Source organism: Streptomyces sp. NPDC051740, from assembly GCF_044453165.1.
GTDB lineage: Bacteria > Actinomycetota > Actinomycetes > Streptomycetales > Streptomycetaceae > Streptomyces > Streptomyces atrovirens.
The window spans coordinates 33,124-49,492 of the sequence record NZ_JBITCL010000011.1 but is presented as its reverse complement, the minus strand read 5'-3'; the positions used below and the strand labels follow the sequence as shown (position 1 = coordinate 49,492).

Annotated in this window: 17 protein-coding genes; 11 read left to right on the top strand and 6 right to left on the bottom strand. The window is 74.0% G+C overall.

What is annotated here, in order from left to right:
* Positions 1-4: 4 nt before the first annotated feature.
* A complete protein-coding gene (locus ACIA6T_RS19725) occupies positions 5-244 on the bottom strand; it encodes a toxin-antitoxin system HicB family antitoxin (protein WP_344561835.1) in 240 nt (79 codons plus the stop codon).
* Positions 245-473: 229 nt separating this feature from the next.
* On the opposite strand from ACIA6T_RS19725, the gene ACIA6T_RS19720 reads away from it, so the two are divergent.
* From ACIA6T_RS19720 to mug, 6 genes are all read left to right on the top strand, one after another.
* Positions 474-899 carry a GNAT family N-acetyltransferase gene (locus ACIA6T_RS19720; RefSeq protein WP_399447762.1) on the top strand — a complete coding sequence of 142 codons (426 nt, stop codon included), beginning with the start codon at positions 474-476 and terminating at the stop codon, positions 897-899.
* 159 nt (positions 900-1,058) lie between these two features.
* Positions 1,059-2,441 (top strand): hemolysin family protein, encoded by a 1,383-nt coding sequence (locus ACIA6T_RS19715; protein WP_399447761.1) that lies wholly within the window; start codon positions 1,059-1,061, stop codon positions 2,439-2,441.
* Positions 2,438-3,451 carry a hemolysin family protein gene (locus ACIA6T_RS19710; RefSeq protein ID WP_399447760.1) on the top strand — a complete coding sequence of 338 codons (1,014 nt, stop codon included), beginning with the start codon at positions 2,438-2,440 and terminating at the stop codon, positions 3,449-3,451. Before ACIA6T_RS19715 ends, ACIA6T_RS19710 begins: the two co-directional genes overlap by 4 nt.
* Before the next feature lie 58 nt (positions 3,452-3,509).
* A complete protein-coding gene (locus ACIA6T_RS19705) occupies positions 3,510-4,292 on the top strand; it encodes an SGNH/GDSL hydrolase family protein (protein WP_399447759.1) in 783 nt (260 codons plus the stop codon).
* A gap of 72 nt (positions 4,293-4,364) precedes the next feature.
* Positions 4,365-5,807, top strand: a complete 1,443-nt coding sequence (gene purB / locus ACIA6T_RS19700) for an adenylosuccinate lyase (RefSeq protein WP_399447758.1) — start codon at positions 4,365-4,367, stop codon at positions 5,805-5,807.
* Positions 5,804-6,352, top strand: coding sequence for a G/U mismatch-specific DNA glycosylase (mug, locus tag ACIA6T_RS19695; protein ID WP_399447925.1), 549 nt, complete (start codon positions 5,804-5,806; stop codon positions 6,350-6,352). Before purB ends, mug begins: the two co-directional genes overlap by 4 nt.
* A gap of 10 nt (positions 6,353-6,362) precedes the next feature.
* On the opposite strand, the gene ACIA6T_RS19690 is transcribed toward mug, so the two are convergent.
* Genes ACIA6T_RS19690 through ACIA6T_RS19680 form a run of 3 tightly spaced genes read right to left on the bottom strand, consistent with a single transcriptional unit; the run spans position 6,363 to position 8,489 of the window.
* Entirely contained in the window at positions 6,363-6,785 is a 423-nt protein-coding gene (locus ACIA6T_RS19690) for a hypothetical protein (protein ID WP_399447757.1), read from the bottom strand.
* A gap of 55 nt (positions 6,786-6,840) precedes the next feature.
* A complete protein-coding gene (locus ACIA6T_RS19685) occupies positions 6,841-7,566 on the bottom strand; it encodes an ABC transporter permease (RefSeq protein WP_399447756.1) in 726 nt (241 codons plus the stop codon).
* Positions 7,567-7,568: 2 nt separating this feature from the next.
* Positions 7,569-8,489 carry an ABC transporter ATP-binding protein gene (locus tag ACIA6T_RS19680; RefSeq protein WP_399447755.1) on the bottom strand — a complete coding sequence of 307 codons (921 nt, stop codon included), beginning with the start codon at positions 8,487-8,489 and terminating at the stop codon, positions 7,569-7,571.
* A 108-nt stretch (positions 8,490-8,597) separates the two neighbouring features.
* On the opposite strand from ACIA6T_RS19680, the gene ACIA6T_RS19675 reads away from it, so the two are divergent.
* The 3 genes from ACIA6T_RS19675 to ACIA6T_RS19665 all read left to right on the top strand — a co-directional run bounded on the left by ACIA6T_RS19675 (position 8,598) and on the right by ACIA6T_RS19665 (position 11,704).
* Positions 8,598-9,773 (top strand): sensor histidine kinase, encoded by a 1,176-nt coding sequence (locus ACIA6T_RS19675; RefSeq protein WP_399447754.1) that lies wholly within the window; start codon positions 8,598-8,600, stop codon positions 9,771-9,773.
* Between the two features lie 14 nt (positions 9,774-9,787).
* Positions 9,788-10,450, top strand: a complete 663-nt coding sequence (locus tag ACIA6T_RS19670; RefSeq protein WP_073934654.1) for a response regulator transcription factor — start codon at positions 9,788-9,790, stop codon at positions 10,448-10,450.
* 96 nt (positions 10,451-10,546) lie between these two features.
* Positions 10,547-11,704 (top strand): ROK family transcriptional regulator, encoded by a 1,158-nt coding sequence (locus ACIA6T_RS19665; RefSeq protein WP_399447753.1) that lies wholly within the window; start codon positions 10,547-10,549, stop codon positions 11,702-11,704.
* Between the two features lie 326 nt (positions 11,705-12,030).
* Here ACIA6T_RS19665 and ACIA6T_RS19660 read toward each other — a convergent pair whose 3' ends face one another.
* Both ACIA6T_RS19660 and ACIA6T_RS19655 read right to left on the bottom strand, forming a co-directional pair.
* Positions 12,031-12,792 (bottom strand): GntR family transcriptional regulator, encoded by a 762-nt coding sequence (locus tag ACIA6T_RS19660; protein WP_399447752.1) that lies wholly within the window; start codon positions 12,790-12,792, stop codon positions 12,031-12,033.
* 162 nt (positions 12,793-12,954) lie between these two features.
* Entirely contained in the window at positions 12,955-13,842 is an 888-nt protein-coding gene (locus ACIA6T_RS19655; protein WP_399447751.1) for an RNA polymerase sigma-70 factor, read from the bottom strand.
* 163 nt (positions 13,843-14,005) lie between these two features.
* Between ACIA6T_RS19655 and ACIA6T_RS19650 the strand changes: the two genes are divergently transcribed.
* The gene (locus tag ACIA6T_RS19650; RefSeq protein WP_399447750.1) at positions 14,006-14,836 is read left to right on the top strand and encodes an alpha/beta fold hydrolase; all 831 of its coding nucleotides are present in this window, start codon (positions 14,006-14,008) and stop codon (positions 14,834-14,836) included.
* A 41-nt stretch (positions 14,837-14,877) separates the two neighbouring features.
* Positions 14,878-16,332 (top strand): PLP-dependent aminotransferase family protein, encoded by a 1,455-nt coding sequence (locus ACIA6T_RS19645; protein WP_399447749.1) that lies wholly within the window; start codon positions 14,878-14,880, stop codon positions 16,330-16,332.
* The last annotated feature ends 37 nt before the right edge of the window (positions 16,333-16,369 follow it).

Below are 16,369 nucleotides of genomic sequence, written 5' to 3'. Positions count from 1 at the left end.
CGGCTCAGCGGCGACCTTCGCGCGTGCCTTCGCGTTCCTTGCCGAATTCTTCGGCGAAGACGCTCTCGTACTGCTTCATGAAGTCGGCGGCGGCCTCGACGAAGGCGCGGCCCGCCTCGCCGGTGTCCTGCCGGACCAGTTCCTCGATGTAGCGGTTCACGCTCATCCCGCGCGCCAGGGCACGTTCCCGTGCCGCGCGGGCGGTGCCCTCGTCCACGCGCACGTTCAGCTGGGTCTTCGCCATGTCTCGAAGCTAGCGCCGGAGTGCTAGCGACGGCAAGTGCCGCGGCGTGGCCGAGGAACGCGAAGAACGTGCCCCTTGCGTCGATATCGGGGACCTGCACCCACGGGGTACGGCGCGCCCGGGGACCGGTGCACGGAGCCGTCGTCGGACCCGCGCGACGAGACGTGGCCGGGTGGTCCGGATCGTGGAATGTCGTGCCGTGCGGGAGCACACGTGCTGTGATCACCGCATGACCGAGCTGCGTACACGGGCCGCGACGCCCGAGGATCTCGACACCGTGCTGGCCTTCTGGAAGGTGGCCGCCGAGGGCACGAGCATCAGTGACGACCGGGACGGCGTGGAGCGGCTGGTCGCCCGCGATCCCGAGGCGCTGATCCTCGCGGAGAGCGGTGGTGAGCTGGTCGGCACGGTGATCGCGGGCTTCGACGGCTGGCGGTGCCATCTCTACCGGCTGGCGGTGCACCCGGACCGCCGCCGTCGGGGCGTCGCCTCCGCGCTGCTGACCGCCGCGGAGGAGCGGTTCGTACGGCTCGGCGGGCGTCGCGCGGACGCGATGGTCCTCGAGAGCAACGAGACCGCCCACCATGCATGGGGCGCCGCCGGGTATGCGCGGGAGGAACGCTGGCGGCGCTGGGTGAAGCCCCTCACCGGGTGATCCACGGCCCGACAGCACGCCTTTGCCGGTCCTTTACCCTTGTAGGGCCACTCGGTCCTCCATGAAAGGTGGTGTGCGTCCGCCCATGGGCGAGCCTCCCGGTCCGCGACGTCGCGCATCTGTTCCCGTCCTGTCCGACCATGGGACAGAGGTGACCCGATGACCGAAGTGCTCCTCCTCCTGGCGGCGATCCTGCTCTCGCTCGCCTGCGGCGCCTTCGTCGCGGCCGAGTTCTCCCTCACCACGGTCGAGCGGGCCGAGCTGGAGCGGGCCGTCGAGCGCGGCGAGCGGGGGGCCGCGGGCGCCCTCAAGGCCGTACGGAACCTGACCTTCCAGCTCTCCGGCGCGCAGCTCGGCATCACGGTCACCAACCTGGTGGTCGGCATGCTGGCCGAACCGTCGATAGCCGCGCTGATCGCGGGCCCGCTGGAGGACATCGGCGTCTCCGCTTCGGTGGCGAGCTCCCTCGCCCTGGTGATCGGCACGGCCCTGTCGACGGTGTTCCTGATGGTGGTCGGCGAGCTGGTGCCCAAGAACTGGGCGATCTCCTCGCCGCTGGCCGTCGCCAGACGGGTGGGCAACGCGCAGCGCTGGTTCAGCGCCGTCTTCCGCCCGTTCATCACGCACCTGAACAACACGGCCAACCGCATAGTGCGCCGCCTCGGCGTGGAGCCCGCCGAGGAGCTGGAGTCCGCGCGCGGACCACAGGAACTCGCGGCGCTCGCCCGGCACTCCGCCAGGGAGGGCGCCCTGGAGCCGGACACCGCCGAGCTCTTCGTCCGCACGCTGAACCTCGCCGACCTCACCGCCGAGAACGTGATGACACCGCGCGTCCAGGTCATCGCGCTGGACGTGCACGCCACCTGTGAGGACGTGGCCAACGTGACCCGGGCGACCGGGCTGTCCCGGTTCCCCGTCTACCGCGACACCCTCGACGCGGTCGTCGGCACCGCGCACGTCAAGGACGTACTGGCACTGCCCGCGGAGCGCCGCGCCCGGGTGCCCGTGTCGGAGCTGATGCGCGAGCCGCTGCTGGTCCCCGGATCGCTCACCGTCGACCGTCTCCTCGACCGGCTCTCCGGGCGGCGCACCATGGCCGTGGTGATCGACGAGTACGGCGGCACGGCCGGTGTGGCCACGCTGGAGGACATCGTCGAGGAGGTCGTCGGCGAGGTCCGCGACGAGCACGACCCGCACGAGACCCCCGACCTGGCCCGGGCCGGCACCGACGAGAGCGGGCGCGCCCTGTTCTCGGCCGACGGCTTCGCGCGGGTGGACCAGCTCGCCCGGGTCGGCCTGCGCGCGCCGGAGGGGCCGTACGAGACCCTCGCCGGACTCGTGGCGGCCGAGCTGGGCCGGATACCGGCCGCCGGCGACACCTTCGAGGTCGCCGGCTGGCGCCTGGACGTGGTGGACGCCACCGGCCGCCGCGCGGCACGCGTTCTGCTGCACGCGCCCCTGGACGACCGGCACGCGGCGGAACAGCGGACGACGGAACGGCGGACGGCCGGGACCACGGATGACAGGGGGGCACGGCGATGACCGTCGTACAGCTGCTGATCGGTCTGGCGACGCTGGTCGTCAACGCCTTCTTCGTCGGCGCCGAGTTCGCGCTGATCTCGGTCCGCCGCAGCCAGATCGAACCGTACGCCGACAAGGGCGACCGGCGCGCGAAGAGCGTGCTGTGGGGTCTGGAGCACGTGTCCGCGCTGATGGCGGCCGCTCAGCTCGGCATCACACTGTGCACGCTGGTCCTCGGCATCGTCGCCGAGCCGGCCATCGCGCATCTGCTGGAACCGGTGTTCCACGCGGTGGGTGTCCCGGAGGGCGCGGGGCACGCGGTGTCGTTCGTGATCGCGCTGGCGCTCGCGACGTATCTGCACATGCTGCTCGGCGAGATGGTGCCGAAGAACATCGCGCTCGCCGAGCCGGTGCGCAGCGCCCTGGTGCTGGGTCCGCCGCTGGTGGCGCTGTCCCGCGCGCTGCGCCCGGTGATCTTCACGATCAACGCGTTCGCCAACGCGCTGCTGAAGCTGATGCGGGTCGAGACCCGGGACGAGGTCGTCGCGTCCTTCTCGGACTCCGAGCTGGCCCAGATCGTGAAGGACTCCGGCGAGGCGGGCCTCATCGACGACCGCGCGCGGGAACGGCTGCACGACGCGCTGGAGCTGGGCCGGCGGCCCGTGCGGGACGTGGTGATGCCGCTGGAGCGCGTCGTCTACGCGAGTGTGGGGGTCACCCCGGAGGGGCTGGAACGGCTGTCGGCGGAGTTCGGGTTCTCCCGCTTCCCGGTGGTGGACGAGCAGCGGCGGATCGTCGGCTACCTGCATGTGAAGGACGCCCTCGACACCTCGCCGCGGGACCTGCCGTTCCGGCTGGGCGACATGCGGTCCATCGCGCGGGTGCGGGAGAGCACGCCGATGGACGACGTCCTCACCGCCATGCGGGGCAGCCGTACGCATCTGGCGGCCGTCCTCGGGACCGACGGGCGGCTGGCCGGGCTGGTGACCATGGAGGACGTGCTGCAGGAGCTGTTCGGGCAGCGGGCCTGAGCACGGGGGAGGGCGACCGACCGACGGGTATGTGCCGCGGGATACCATCTGTGTCGCCATGCAGACTGATCCCACTCCCTCGTACAGCAGCCTCGTCGCCCTCGGCGACTCCTTCACCGAAGGCATGTCGGACCTCCTTCCCGACGGCACCTACCGGGGCTGGGCCGACCTCCTCGCCGACCGGATGGCGGCCGGCACTCCCGGTTTCCGGTACGCCAACCTCGCGGTGCGCGGCAAGCTGATCCAGCAGATCGTCGACGAGCAGGTCGAGGTCGCCGCCGCCATGCGGGCCGACGTCGTCACCCTGGTCGGCGGGCTCAACGACACCCTGCGGCCCAAGTGCGACATGGGGAGGGTGCGGGATCTGCTGACCGAGGCCGTGGAGCGGCTGGCACCGCACTGCGGGCAGCTGGTGCTGATGCGCAGCCCCGGCCGCCAGGGGCCGGTCCTGGAGCGCTTCCGCCCGCGCATGGAGGCGCTGTTCGAGTGTGTCGACGAGCTCGCCGAGAAGCACGGCGCGCTGGTCGTCGACCTGTACGGGGCGCCGTCGCTCGCCGACCCCCGGCTGTGGGACGTGGACCGGCTGCACCTGACCGCGGACGGGCACCGCAGGGTCGCGGAGGCGGTCTGGCAGACGCTGGGCCACGCGCCGGAGGACCCCGAGTGGCATCTGCCCCCGGAGGCGACGCTGCCGCCGCGCTGGATGGCCCGGCGGGTCGCGGACGCCCGGTTCGCTCGGCAGCACCTGCTGCCGTGGATCGGCCGCCGCCTCACCGGCCGCTCCTCGGGCGACGGCCTGCCGCCGAAGCGCCCGGAGCTGCTGCCGTACGAGGGCCTGTAGCGCCGCCTTGTGCTTTCCTCCAGGCCACCCGGTGGCGCCGGCCTGCAGGAATCGCCAGTAGACTCCCTGTACGTGACTGCTGCGCCCGCCAAGCCCCGTATCCCGAACGTCCTCGCCGGACGCTACGCCTCCGCCGAGCTCGCCACGCTTTGGTCGCCCGAGCAGAAGGTGAGGCTGGAGCGGCAGCTCTGGCTCGCCGTGCTGCGGGCCCAGAAGGACCTCGGCATCGAGGTGCCCGACGCGGCGATCGCCGACTACGAGCGTGTCCTCGACACCGTCGACCTGACCTCGATCGCCGAGCGCGAGAAGGTCACCCGGCACGACGTGAAGGCGCGGATCGAGGAGTTCAACGACCTCGCCGGGCACGAGCACGTGCACAAGGGGATGACCTCCCGCGACCTCACCGAGAACGTCGAGCAGCTGCAGATCCGGCTCTCGCTGGAGCTGATCCGCGACCGCGCGGTCGCCGTGGCGGCCCGGCTGGGCAAGCTGGCCGGTGAGTACGGCGAGCTGGTCATGGCCGGCCGCTCGCACAACGTGGCCGCGCAGGCCACCACCCTCGGCAAGCGGTTCGCCACCGCCACCGACGAGCTGCTCGTCGCGTACGGCCGGGTGGAGGAGCTGCTGGGCCGCTACCCGCTGCGCGGCATCAAGGGCCCGGTCGGCACCGCACAGGACATGCTGGACCTGCTCGGCGGCGACGCGGGCAAGCTCGCGGAGCTGGAGCGGCGGATCGCCGGGCACCTGGGCTTCGCGCAGGCGTTCACCAGCGTCGGCCAGGTCTACCCGCGCTCGCTGGACTACGAGGTCGTCACCGCGCTGGTGCAGCTCGCCGCCGCGCCGTCGTCGCTGGCGAAGACGATCCGGCTGATGGCCGGGCACGAGCTGGTGACCGAGGGCTTCAAGCCGGGCCAGGTCGGCTCGTCCGCGATGCCGCACAAGATGAACACCCGCTCCTGCGAGCGCGTCAACGGCCTGATGGTGATCCTGCGCGGCTACGCCTCGATGACCGGTGAGCTGGCCGGCGACCAGTGGAACGAGGGCGACGTGTCCTGCTCGGTGGTGCGCCGGGTGGCCCTCCCCGACGCGTTCTTCGCGCTGGACGGGCTGCTGGAGACGTTCCTGACGGTGCTCGACGAGTTCGGTGCCTTCCCGGCGGTCGTGACCCGGGAGCTGGACCGCTACCTGCCGTTCCTCGCCACCACCAAGGTGCTGATGGGCGCCGTGCGCGCGGGCGTCGGCCGTGAGGTCGCGCACGAGGCGATCAAGGAGAACGCCGTCGCCACCGCCCTCGCCATGCGGGAGCGGGGCGCCGAGCGCAACGACCTCCTCGACAAGCTCGCCGCCGACGAGCGGCTGCCGCTCGGCCGCGCGGAGCTGGAGGCGCTGATGGCGGACAAGCTGTCCTTCACCGGCGCCGCGGGCGACCAGGTCGCCACCGTGGTCGGCCGCGTCGACGAGATCGTCAAGCGGCACCCGGAGGCCGCCGGGTACACCCCCGGGGCGATCCTCTGACGCGCTTCACCCAGGAGGAGCTGGAGGCCGCCCGCGACCGTCTCGTACCGGACGTGGTCGCGGACGGCCTGCGCGTGCTGTTCTGCGGCATCAACCCCGGTCTGATGACGGCCGCGACCGGCCACCACTTCGCCCGTCCCGGCAACCGCTTCTGGCCGGCGCTGCACCGCTCCGGTTTCACGCCCCGGCTGCTGCTGCCGTCCGAGCAGCGGGAGCTGCTGTCGTACGGGCTCGGGATCACCAACGTGGTGGCGCGGGCGACCGCGCGGGCCGACGAGCTGAGCGCCGAGGAGTACCGGGAGGGCGGGCGGCTGCTCGCCCTGAAGGTGGCCCGGCTGCGGCCGCGGTGGCTGGCCGTGGTGGGGGTCACCGCGTACCGCGCGGCGTTCGACGACAGGAAAGCCCGGATCGGACCGCAGGAGCGGACGATCGGCGACACCCGCGTGTGGGTGCTGCCCAATCCGAGCGGGCTGAACGCGCACTGGACGCCGGCGACGCTGGCGGAGGAGTTCGGCCGGCTGCGGGAGGCCGCGGCCGGGCAGTGACGGCCGGTGGTCAGCGCGGGGGCGTTTCCGTGACCACCGCCAGCAGTCGGATCGCGTCGTCCGGGTCCCGGTCGGCGACCGCGACGGCGACCCAGCGGCCGGTGCCCTGCACCTCCCACACCCGGGCCACGCCGGCGCGGTCGGCGAGCCAGGCCCACGGCTCGGGCACCTCCTTCCGCCCGGCGCGCGGGTTCCAGGGGCCGGTGTCTCCCCAGCGCGAGGCCAGCACCTCGTACACGGCGTCGTGGTCCTTCTCGAACCGGTCCACCGTGACCGCCCGCCGCGCGGGGTCCCCGTCCGGGCCGTCCTCGGTCTCCAGTACGGCGACATGGTGGCCCGGTCCCCCGAAGCCGACGTCCGACGGGCCGTGCTCCGCCGGGAAGGGACGGAAGCACAGCTCGTCGATGAGGGCGATGTGCCGGGCGATGTTCATGGGCCCAGTAAACCCGCCGGCACGGGCGGTCGGCGGGGCGTCGGCCGACTTCCGGTCAGGCGTCGCGGCGGCGCAGGCTCCACGCCCCGGCCGCCAGCGCGGCGGCCGTCCACAGCGCGGTCACCGCCAGTCCCGACCAGGGGCCGAGTGTTCCGTCGTGGGTCTCGTGCAGGACCACCTGTCCGGCCCGGTCGGGCAGGAAGTCGGCGACGGTGCCGGCCGCGTCGCCGATCACGAAGGACACGACGAGGATGAAGGGGATCAGCACGGACAGCGTGGCCACGCCGCTGCGCAGCAGGGTAGCGAGGCCCGCGGCGAACAGGGCCATCAGCGTGAGGTAGACGGCGCAGCCCACGACGCCCCGGATCTGCTCGGCCGGGGTGAGGCCGCTCGCCGCCCCGCCGAGCCCCACCCGCGCCACGAGGAGAGCGGCCGGGGCGGTCAGCAGGCTCACGGCCAGCGTGGGGACGGCGATCGCCGTGGCCTTCGCGGCGAACCAGCGTCCGCGCCGCGGGACCGCGGCCAGTGAGAGCCGCAGGGCGTCGTTGTGGTACTCCGCCGATACGGCCATGGCTCCGAAGGAGATGGCGGCGATCTGGCCCGGTGTGACACCGGACAGGGCGGTGAACAGCGGGTCGGACTCCGGATCCGACGCTCCGTCCGACCCGGCGATCGCGGAGAACGCCGTGGTCGCGGCGAACAGCGCGACCAGGGCCCCGGGGAGCGAACGGACGGTGCGGATCTTCAGCCACTCGGCGTGGAGCACGGGTGCGAACTGCATGGTCAGGCCTCCTGGGGCAGTGCGGCGAACTCGGTCTCGGCGGCGGTCAGGTCCAGATAGGCCTGTTCCAGCGTGCCCTCGTCCGCGGTGAGTTCGAGGATCGGCACCCCGGCGGCGGAGGCGAGGCGTCCGATGTCGTCCACGCGCGCGTCCGGCACGGTCCAGTGGCCGTCCGGGTGTTCCACGGCGTCGTGACCGTGCCCGGCGAGGACCCTTCTGAGGGCGGTGGGGTCGGAGGTGCGGATACGGACCGTGGGGCGCACGCGCGCGGCGACGAACTCCCGCATCGGGGTGTCGGCGAGGAGCCGGCCCCGTCCGAGGACGACGAGGTGGTCGGCGAAGGAGGCGGTCTCGTTCATCAGATGGCTGGAGACCAGGACGGTCCGCCCCTCGTCCGCGAGCCGGCGCAGCAGGGTGCGGATCCACACGATGCCTTCGGGGTCGAGGCCGTTGGAGGGCTCGTCGAGCATGATCACCTCCGGGTCGCCGAGCAGCGCGGCGGCGATGCCCAGCCGCTGGCGCATGCCCAGGGAGTAGGTCCGCACCCGGCGGCGCCCCGCGGGGCCCAGGCCGGTCTCCTCCAGCACCTCGTCGACCCGGCGGTCCGGGATGCGGTGGCTCGCCGCCAGGACGCGCAGATGGTCGCGGCCGGTGCGGGAGCCGTGCGCGGCCTGCGCGTCGAGCAGGGCGCCGACCTGGCGCAGGGGTTCCTCGAAGGCGGCGTAGGCGCGTCCGCCGAGGGTGGCGGAGCCGGACGTGGGGTGGTCGAGGCCGAGCACCAGGCGCATGGTGGTGGACTTGCCGGCGCCGTTGGGGCCGAGGAAGCCGGTGACGCGGCCGGGCAGGACGCGGAAGGTGAGGTGGTCGACGGCTCGCCGGGTGCCGTACTCCTTGGTGAGGTCCTGGACGTCGATGCTGGTCATGGCAGCAGCGTGACGGCTCGTACGGGGGCGGGGCCTCACCCGCCGGTGGAGATCGTCTCCCCCGCGCGGGGGAGGTCCGTCGTCCGTGGCGGCTGGCACGATGACGGCATGATCCGCTTGCTGCGCCCGTTCGGCCGGACGGTGACGTACACACGATTGCTGCATCTGTTCATCGCGATCGTGTGGCCGTCGATGTGGCTGTTCCTCGAGGAGGCGTGGTGGACCTGGGTGGCGGCGGCCCTGGTGCTCGTGCCCGTCGGGCTGGTGCCCGCGATGCGCACCGTGGAGGGGTTGCAGGCCAGGCTGCTGCTGACCGGTCAGCGGCACGACAGCGACAGCGACAGCGCCGGCATCGTCGTCGCGCCGTCCGCCTCCTGGAGCGACCGGGGCAGGCTCGTCGTATGGCTTCAGGCACGGCTGCTGATCGGCTGCGCGACCTCCGTGTTCACCGCGAACCTGCTCATGGCCGCGGTGGACCTGGGGGCGGCGGCGTTCGGCGGGGACACGGCCTCCGGCGAGTCGTTCCTCCTCGAAGGCCACAGCCGGTGGCACGTACTCCTGCTGCCCTTGGTGTCGGTGACCCTGGCGGCGACCGTGGTCGGCTCGGGCCGGCTGATCACGGCGCTGGCCCGCCGTCTGCTCGGCCCCTCCCCCGCCGAGCGGCTGGCCGCCATGGAGGAACGCACCGAGCGGCTCCTGGAGCGCACCCGTATCGCCCGGGAGCTCCACGACTCCATCGGTCACGCCCTGACCGTGGCCGTCGTGCAGGCGGGCGCCGCCCGCGCGGCCGGCGATCCCGCCTTCACCGAGCGGGCGCTGGACGCCATCGAGGAGACCGGCCGGGCCGCGCTGGAGGACCTGGAGCGGGTCCTCGGCGTCCTGCGCGAGTCCGGGAGGCCGGCCGGCGGCCGGCCTGCCCTCACGGACGCCGACCGGCTGCTGGAGTCCGCGCGGGCTTCCGGCGCGGAGGTCGACGTCGCCGTGACCGGGCCCCTGGACACCGTGCCCGGGCCGGTCTCCCGCGAGGGGTACCGCATCCTCCAGGAGGCCCTGACCAATGTGCTGCGGCACGCGGGCGCCGTCCCCGTGCGGGTCCGTATCGCGGTCGACGACGGCTCGCTCGGCCTGGAGGTCCGCAATCCGCTCACCGGGGCGGTACCCGGGCCCGGCCGGGGCAGCGGTCTGCGCGGCATACGCGAGCGCGCGGCGCTGCTGGGCGGGCGGGCGCAGACCGGTCCCGACCGGGGTGACTGGCGGGTGCGGGTGGAGCTGCCGTTGCGCTGATCTACGCTGGCCGCATGCCGGTCACCGTTCTGCTCGTCGACGACGAACCCCTCGTACGCGCGGGTCTGCGGGCCGTGTTGGAGGCGCAGCCGGACATCGAGGTCGTCGGGGAGGCGGCCGACGGTGCGGCGGTCATTCCGCTCGTACGGCAACTGCGGCCGGACGTGGTCGCCATGGACGTACGCATGCCGCTGCTGGACGGGATCGAGGCCACGCGGGCGCTGCTGCGGACGGTCGACGCGCCGCCGAAGATCCTCGTCGTGACGACGTTCGAGAACGACGAGTACGTGTACGGGGCGCTGCGCGCGGGCGCCGACGGGTTCCTGCTGAAGCGGGCACGGCCCGCGGAGATCGTGCACGCGGTGCGGCTGGTCGCCGAGGGCGAGTCGCTGCTCTTCCCCGCCTCGGTGCGCCGGCTCGCGGCCGAGTACGCCGACGGCGACGGCAACCGCGCGGCGCGCGACGTGCTGGAGCGGGCGCGGCTGACCGACCGCGAGGGGGAGGTACTGCGGCTGATGGCGCGGGGCCTGACCAACGCGGAGATCGCCGCGCGACTGGTGGTGGGGACGGAGACCGTGAAGTCCCATGTGAGCGCCGTGCTGGCGAAGCTGGGGGCGCGCGACCGGACCCAGGCGGTGATCGCGGCCTACGAGTCGGGCTTCGTGGCGCCGGGCTGAACCCGCGCCCCCGGGGCGGCCGTGCCCGGAGGTCGCCGGGGTCCGCGGCGCCGAGTACGATCCGCCCAACACGCGCACGAGCTGGGAGGACGGACGGTGGGTCGGCTGACCGGCGGGGACCCCTCGCTGCTGCGAAGGATCAACTCCGCGGTGGTGCTGCACGCGTTGCGGGCGACGGACTGCGCGACGCTGACCGAGGTGACCCGGGTGACGGGGCTGTCCCGGCCGACCGTCGAGGGCGTCGTGGAGGGGCTCGTCGAGGCGGGTCTCGTGGTGGAGACGGCGGCCGAGGAGGGTGCCGCGCGGCGGCAGGGGCGGCCGGCGCGGCGGTTCCGGTTCCGGGCGGAGGCCGGGCATCTGCTCGGTCTGGAGATCGGCGCGCACCGGGTGGCCGCGCTGCTGGCCGATCTGGACGGCCGGGTGATCGGCGCGCAGGCGCGGGACGTCGACGAGACGGTCGACGCCGACGAGCGGCTGGAGCGGATCAGCACGGCCGTCGCGGAGCTGCTGCGGCGGGCCGGTGTCCCGCGCGGCTCGCTGCGGGCCGTGGGCGTGGGCACGCCGGGGATCGTGGAGGCGGACGGCACGGTGCGGCTGGGCACGGCGCTGCCCGGCTGGACGGGCCTCGGCCTCGGCGAGCGGCTGAGCCGGTCCTTCAAGTGTCCGGTGCTGGTGGAGAACGACGCCAACGCGGCGGTCGTCGCCGAGCACTGGAAGGGCGCCGCCCGGGGGACCGACGACGTGGTGTTCGTGCTGGCCGGGCTGAGTCCGGGCGCCGGATCGCTGATCGGCGGGCGGCTGCACCGGGGGTACGGCGGGGCGGCCGGGGAGATCGGGGCGCTGCATCTGCTGGGCCGGGAGGCGACCCCCGAGACGTTGCTGTCCACCACGGACGAGCCGCTGCACCCGCTCGACGAGCAGGCGGTCGCCGAGGTGTTCGCGCAGGCCCGCGAGGGCGACCAGCGGGCGCTGGCGGCCATGGACCGGTTCATCCGCCGGCTCGTCCACGACGTGGCGGCGCTGGTGCTGGCCCTCGACCCGGAACTGGTCGTGATCGGCGGCTGGGCGGCCGGCCTGGACGGCGTCCTGGAGCCGCTGCGCCGCGAACTGGCCCGCTACTGTCTGCGCCCGCCGAAGGTCACCCTGTCCCACCTCGGTGAGGCGGTGGTCGCCACGGGTGCGGTGCGCCTGGCCCTCGACCACGTGGAGGGCCAACTCTTCGCGGTGGACGGCACGGTGACGGCCCGCCGGTAGCGGGCACGCCGCATCGGCGCCCAGCGCCCGGGGGGCCGGCTCCCCGTCCCCGCGTCCCCGCTCCCGCGGGCAGTCGTGCCGCAGGGCGGCACGGGTGGGCGCGACGGCACCCCGCGAACGCCGGGCTGCGTGACACCCCCGCCCAGTGGACACCCCGGCGGCGGCTGAGCGGGGGTGGGTTTGCGCTCGCCCCGCTGGAGGGGTGCCGCTGCGCCCACCCGTGCCGCCCCAGCGGCACGACTGCCCGCAGCTACGGCGGTGCGGCTGCCCTCGGCTGCGGGGTGGCTACGGCGGCGCCGCGGCACGCGGCTATGGGGGGGGTGGGGTCAGGACGCGTGGCGTTCCGGGCCGTGGTGGATCTCGACGCCACCGGAGTCACCGAAGGTCAGGCGGCAGGTGTCCGCGCGGTACGTGGCCACGGAGAGCGCGGCGGTGCGGCCGCGGGCGATGAAGCGGGTGGTGACGACGAGGACGGGCGCGCCGGGCAGGCGGTCCAGTTCGCGCGCGTCGTCCGCGCGGGCGGAGCCGAGCTCCACCGCGTTCTCCTGCCGCTCCAGCTCCAGGCGCTGCAGTTCCCGCAGTACCGCACGCGCGCGTGCGGTACCGGACGGCGCGTCGATGCCGGACAGGTCCGGTACCGAGTCCGCCGGGATGTAGAGGAGTTCGGCGGCGACGGGCTGGCCCTGGGAGACGCGGGAGCGCCGCACGACGTGCACGGACTCGTCGCGGCCGGTCACCAGCGTCTCGGCGACGGCGGCGGGCGGTACCTCGGGCGCACAGTCGAGGGTCTGCCAGGCGTCGTGCGGCCCGCCGGGCCAGGCGTGCTGTGCCGCGCCGACGGACACGCCCATGCGCGGCGGGGCGACCGTCGTGCCCACACCGCGGCGGCGCTGCAGCCTGCCTTCGAGTTCGAGCTGCTCCAGGGCCTGCCGGAGCGTGGCGCGGGCGACGCCGAAGCGGGCGGCGAGGTCGCGCTCGTTGGGCAGGATCTCGCCCACGGAGAACTCCGAGTCCAGCGCCTCGCTGAGCACGGTCCTGAGGTGCCAGTACTTCGGTTCCGGCACCGTTTCCAGCTGCGTGGTCCCCACCCTGTCCTCCACGATCGCCGTGTCCGGCCGCGTTTTAGCGCCCTTGTTTATTAAAGGTTGTTTCACTTATCTGCGACCATAAGGCGCCCCTCACCCTTGGTCAATACCAATCGGGCACGACGACGGGCCCTCGTCGCGACGGGGGCTTCGGTGCGGGGACTCCTACCGGACCTCGGCGAGCGAACGCAGCTTGTCGGGATTGCGGATGACGTACACCGTCCGGACGCGCCCGTCGGCGACGTCGAGCTGGACGACGGAGTCGGGCTTGTCACCGGACAGGACGAGCGCCGCGGGGCCGCCGTTGAGCTCAAGGAAGCGGAAGGCGAGGTCCGGCACGCCCTTGCGGGCGACGCCGAGGAGGAAGCGCCCCACGTGGTCGGCGCTCTCCAGGACCCGCAGCGGGGCGCGCGACTTGCCGCCGCTGTCGCCGACCAGACGCGCGTCGGGGGCGAGCAGTCGCAGCAGGCCCTCCAGGTCTCCGTCGGCCGCCGCGGCCAGGAAGCGTTCGGTGAGGTCGCGGCGCCGGGCGGGGTCGACCTCGTAGCGCGGGCGGCGCTCCTCGACGTGTCTGCGGGCGCGGCCGGCGAGTTGACGCACGGCCGGTTCGCCGCGGTCGAGCACGGCCGCGATGTCGGCGTACGGGTAGCCGAACGCCTCCCGCAGTACGAACACCGCGCGTTCCAGGGGCGACAGGGACTCCATGACGACGAGGACGGCGAGGGAGACGGAGTCGGCGAGGACGGCCCGCCCGGCGGCGTCCGGGACGGTGTCGCCGAAGTCGGTGACGTAGGGCTCGGGAAGCCACGGGCCGACGTACGTCTCGCCGCGCGCCTTGATCTGGCGCAGCCGGTCGATGGCGAGGCGGGTGGTGACGCGCACCAGGTAGCCGCGCGGTTCGCACACCTCGGTCCGGTCGCCGCCCGACCAGCGCAGCCACGCGTCCTGCACCACGTCCTCCGCGTCGGCCACCCGGCCCAGCATGCGGTAGGCGACCCCCAGGAGGACGGGGCGGTGTTCCTCGAAGACATCGGTCACGGTGTCGGTGGTCACGGCACCATCCCAGCCGACCCGCGCGGCCGTGTCCAGGCGGCACCGGCCGCCGGCCGGCGGGACACACCGACCGCGGGGCTACCCGTCGGTAGCAATTGCTGACAAGCTGTCTACGACGCCGGGCGGCGTCCGTTTCCGCGAGTCCCAGACGAGGAGCACCCTCATGTCCGCGACCGTCTCCTTCAAGGTCACCTCTCCCCTCGGCCCGCAGTCCGTGACCCTGTCCTACGCGCGCGTGGGCCGCGGCGAACCGCTGCTCCTGCTGCACGGCATCGGCCATCACCGCCAGGCCTGGGACCCGGTGGTGGACATCCTGGCGACCGAGCGCGAGGTGATCGCCGTGGACCTGCCCGGCTTCGGCGCCTCCCCGTCGCTGCCCGACGGCCTCGCCCACGACCTGCCGACCATGAACGCCGCCCTGGGCGCCCTGTGCGAGGAGCTGGAGCTCGACCGACCGCATGTCGCGGGCAACTCGCTCGGCGGCCTGCTGGCCCTGGAACTCGGCCGCAAACGGCTCGTACGGTCCGTCACCGCCCTGTCCCCGGCGGGTTTCTGGACGCAGGCCGAGCGGCGGTACGCCTTCGGCGTGCTGATCGGCATGCGGCGGATCGCGGAGCGGATGCCGCTTCCGCTGGTCGAGCGCCTCGCCCGCTCCGCGGCCGGCCGGGCGGCGCTGACCAGCACCATCTACGCCCGTCCCGGGCGCCGTTCCCCCGAGGCCGTGGTCGCCGAGACGCTCGCGCTCGCCGGGGCCACCGGTTTCGCCGAGACCCTCCGCGCGGGCACCGCCGTACGGTTCACCGACGACGTGCCCGGCATCCCGGTGACCGTCGCCTGGGGCGCCCGGGACCGGCTGCTGATCCCCCGGCAGGGCGTCCGCGCCAAGCGGATCATCCCCCGGGCCCGGCTGGTCCGGCTGCCCGGCTGCGGTCACGTCCCGATGAACGACGACCCGGCGCTGGTCGCGCGCGTCATCCTCGACGGCAGTCGCTGAGGGCGGGAACGTACCCCCGGACGGCCTAGTGTGGCCCTGTCATGACGTCACCGCAGACCGGCCCCGAGGGGCCCGCCGCCTCCTCCGCCTGGGAGTTGCTGCTGCCCGCCGCCTCCGCACCGGCCCGCGCGCGTGGCCGTTCGCTGCAGGCCGCGCTGCGCGAGGCGGTGCGGTCGGGGCGGCTCGCGCCGGGGACCCGGCTGCCGTCGAGCCGTGACCTGGCCGCCGACCTCGGTGTGTCGCGGGGGCTGATCACGGAGGCGTACGAGCAGCTGACGGCGGAGGGTTATCTCCGCTCCGGCCGGGGCGCCGGGACGTGGGTGGGGGCGGCGGTACGGGCCGCCCGCCCGCGCGCCCACGACCTCGCCCCGCGCACCCCCGGCACCCGCGCGGACTTCGTCCCCGGCACCCCCGATCTGTCGCTGTTCCCCCGCGCGGCATGGGCGGCGGCGCAGCGCGGCGTGCTCGCGGACCTTCCGCACCAGGAGCTGGGGTATCCCGATCCGCGCGGGCTGCCCCGGCTGCGCACGGCGCTGGCCGGACTGCTCGCGCGGCGCCGGGGTGTGGTGGCCGATCCCGAGCGGATCGTGGTGGTATCCGGAGTGGCGCAGGCGATGGCGCTGCTCGGATTCGCCCTCCACGCACGCGGGTTGCGCGCCGTCGCCGTGGAGGACCCCGGCAGCCCGCAGCACGAGTCCCTGTACGCCGCCGCCGGGGTCACCGCCGTACCCGTACCGGTGGACGGCGAAGGGCTCGTCATGGCGCCGCTGCGGGCCTCCGGGGCGCGGGCGGCCGTCGTGACGCCGGCGCACCAGTTCCCCACCGGCATCGCGTACTCCGCGCGGCGCCGGGCCGAACTGCTCGACTGGGCCCGGTCCGTGGACGGGATCGTCCTGGAGGACGACTACGACGGCGACTTCCGCTACGACCGGGCGCCCGTCGGCGCCCTTCAGGGGCTCGACCCCGAGCACGTGGCCTACACCGGCTCGGTCAGCAAGTCCCTCGCCCCCGGGCTGCGGCTCGGCTGGCTGCTGGTGCCGCAGGGGTGGGCCGAGGAGGTGGTGGAGCGCAAGCGCACCATGGACCTCGGCCACCCCACCCTGGACCAGGCGCTGTTCGCCCGGCTCCTGGAACGCGGCGACTACGACCGTCAGCTGCGCCGCTGCCAGCGCGCCTACCGCGAGCGGCGCGACGCCCTGGTCTCCGCGCTCGGGGAGCACTTCCCGGGCGCCGGGGTCTCCGGGATCGCGGCGGGGCTGCACGTCATCGTCTCGCTGCCCGGACGCTACGGGCCGCGAGAACGCTTCCTCGCGCGGGTGGCGGCCGCCGGTGTCGCGGTGCGCCCGCTCACGGACCACGCCCACCGCGAGGAGCCGGAGGAGGGCGTACGGCTCGTGCTGGGCTACGCGCACATGACGCCCGCGCGGATCCGTGAAGGTGTCCGTCTCATGGCGGAGGCCACCGCCGGACAGGCACCCGCTCGCCCGCGCGTGTGATCGATTGTTCACCCGGGGTTGGTGTGCGCGCCGCGCC

Excerpts from the sequence above, each read along its gene's own strand:
- ACIA6T_RS19725 (WP_344561835.1), bottom strand. The coding sequence starts at position 244 with ATGGCGAAGACCCAGCTGAACGTGCGCGTGGACGAGGGCACCGCCCGC.
- ACIA6T_RS19720 (WP_399447762.1), top strand. The coding sequence starts at position 474 with ATGACCGAGCTGCGTACACGGGCCGCGACGCCCGAGGATCTCGACACC.
- ACIA6T_RS19715 (WP_399447761.1), top strand. The coding sequence starts at position 1,059 with ATGACCGAAGTGCTCCTCCTCCTGGCGGCGATCCTGCTCTCGCTCGCC.
- ACIA6T_RS19710 (WP_399447760.1), top strand. The coding sequence starts at position 2,438 with ATGACCGTCGTACAGCTGCTGATCGGTCTGGCGACGCTGGTCGTCAAC.
- ACIA6T_RS19705 (WP_399447759.1), top strand. The coding sequence starts at position 3,510 with ATGCAGACTGATCCCACTCCCTCGTACAGCAGCCTCGTCGCCCTCGGC.
- ACIA6T_RS19690 (WP_399447757.1), bottom strand. The coding sequence starts at position 6,785 with ATGAACATCGCCCGGCACATCGCCCTCATCGACGAGCTGTGCTTCCGT.
- ACIA6T_RS19685 (WP_399447756.1), bottom strand. The coding sequence starts at position 7,566 with ATGCAGTTCGCACCCGTGCTCCACGCCGAGTGGCTGAAGATCCGCACC.
- ACIA6T_RS19680 (WP_399447755.1), bottom strand. The coding sequence starts at position 8,489 with ATGACCAGCATCGACGTCCAGGACCTCACCAAGGAGTACGGCACCCGG.
- ACIA6T_RS19675 (WP_399447754.1), top strand. The coding sequence starts at position 8,598 with ATGATCCGCTTGCTGCGCCCGTTCGGCCGGACGGTGACGTACACACGA.
- ACIA6T_RS19670 (WP_073934654.1), top strand. The coding sequence starts at position 9,788 with ATGCCGGTCACCGTTCTGCTCGTCGACGACGAACCCCTCGTACGCGCG.
- ACIA6T_RS19650 (WP_399447750.1), top strand. The coding sequence starts at position 14,006 with ATGTCCGCGACCGTCTCCTTCAAGGTCACCTCTCCCCTCGGCCCGCAG.
- ACIA6T_RS19645 (WP_399447749.1), top strand. The coding sequence starts at position 14,878 with ATGACGTCACCGCAGACCGGCCCCGAGGGGCCCGCCGCCTCCTCCGCC.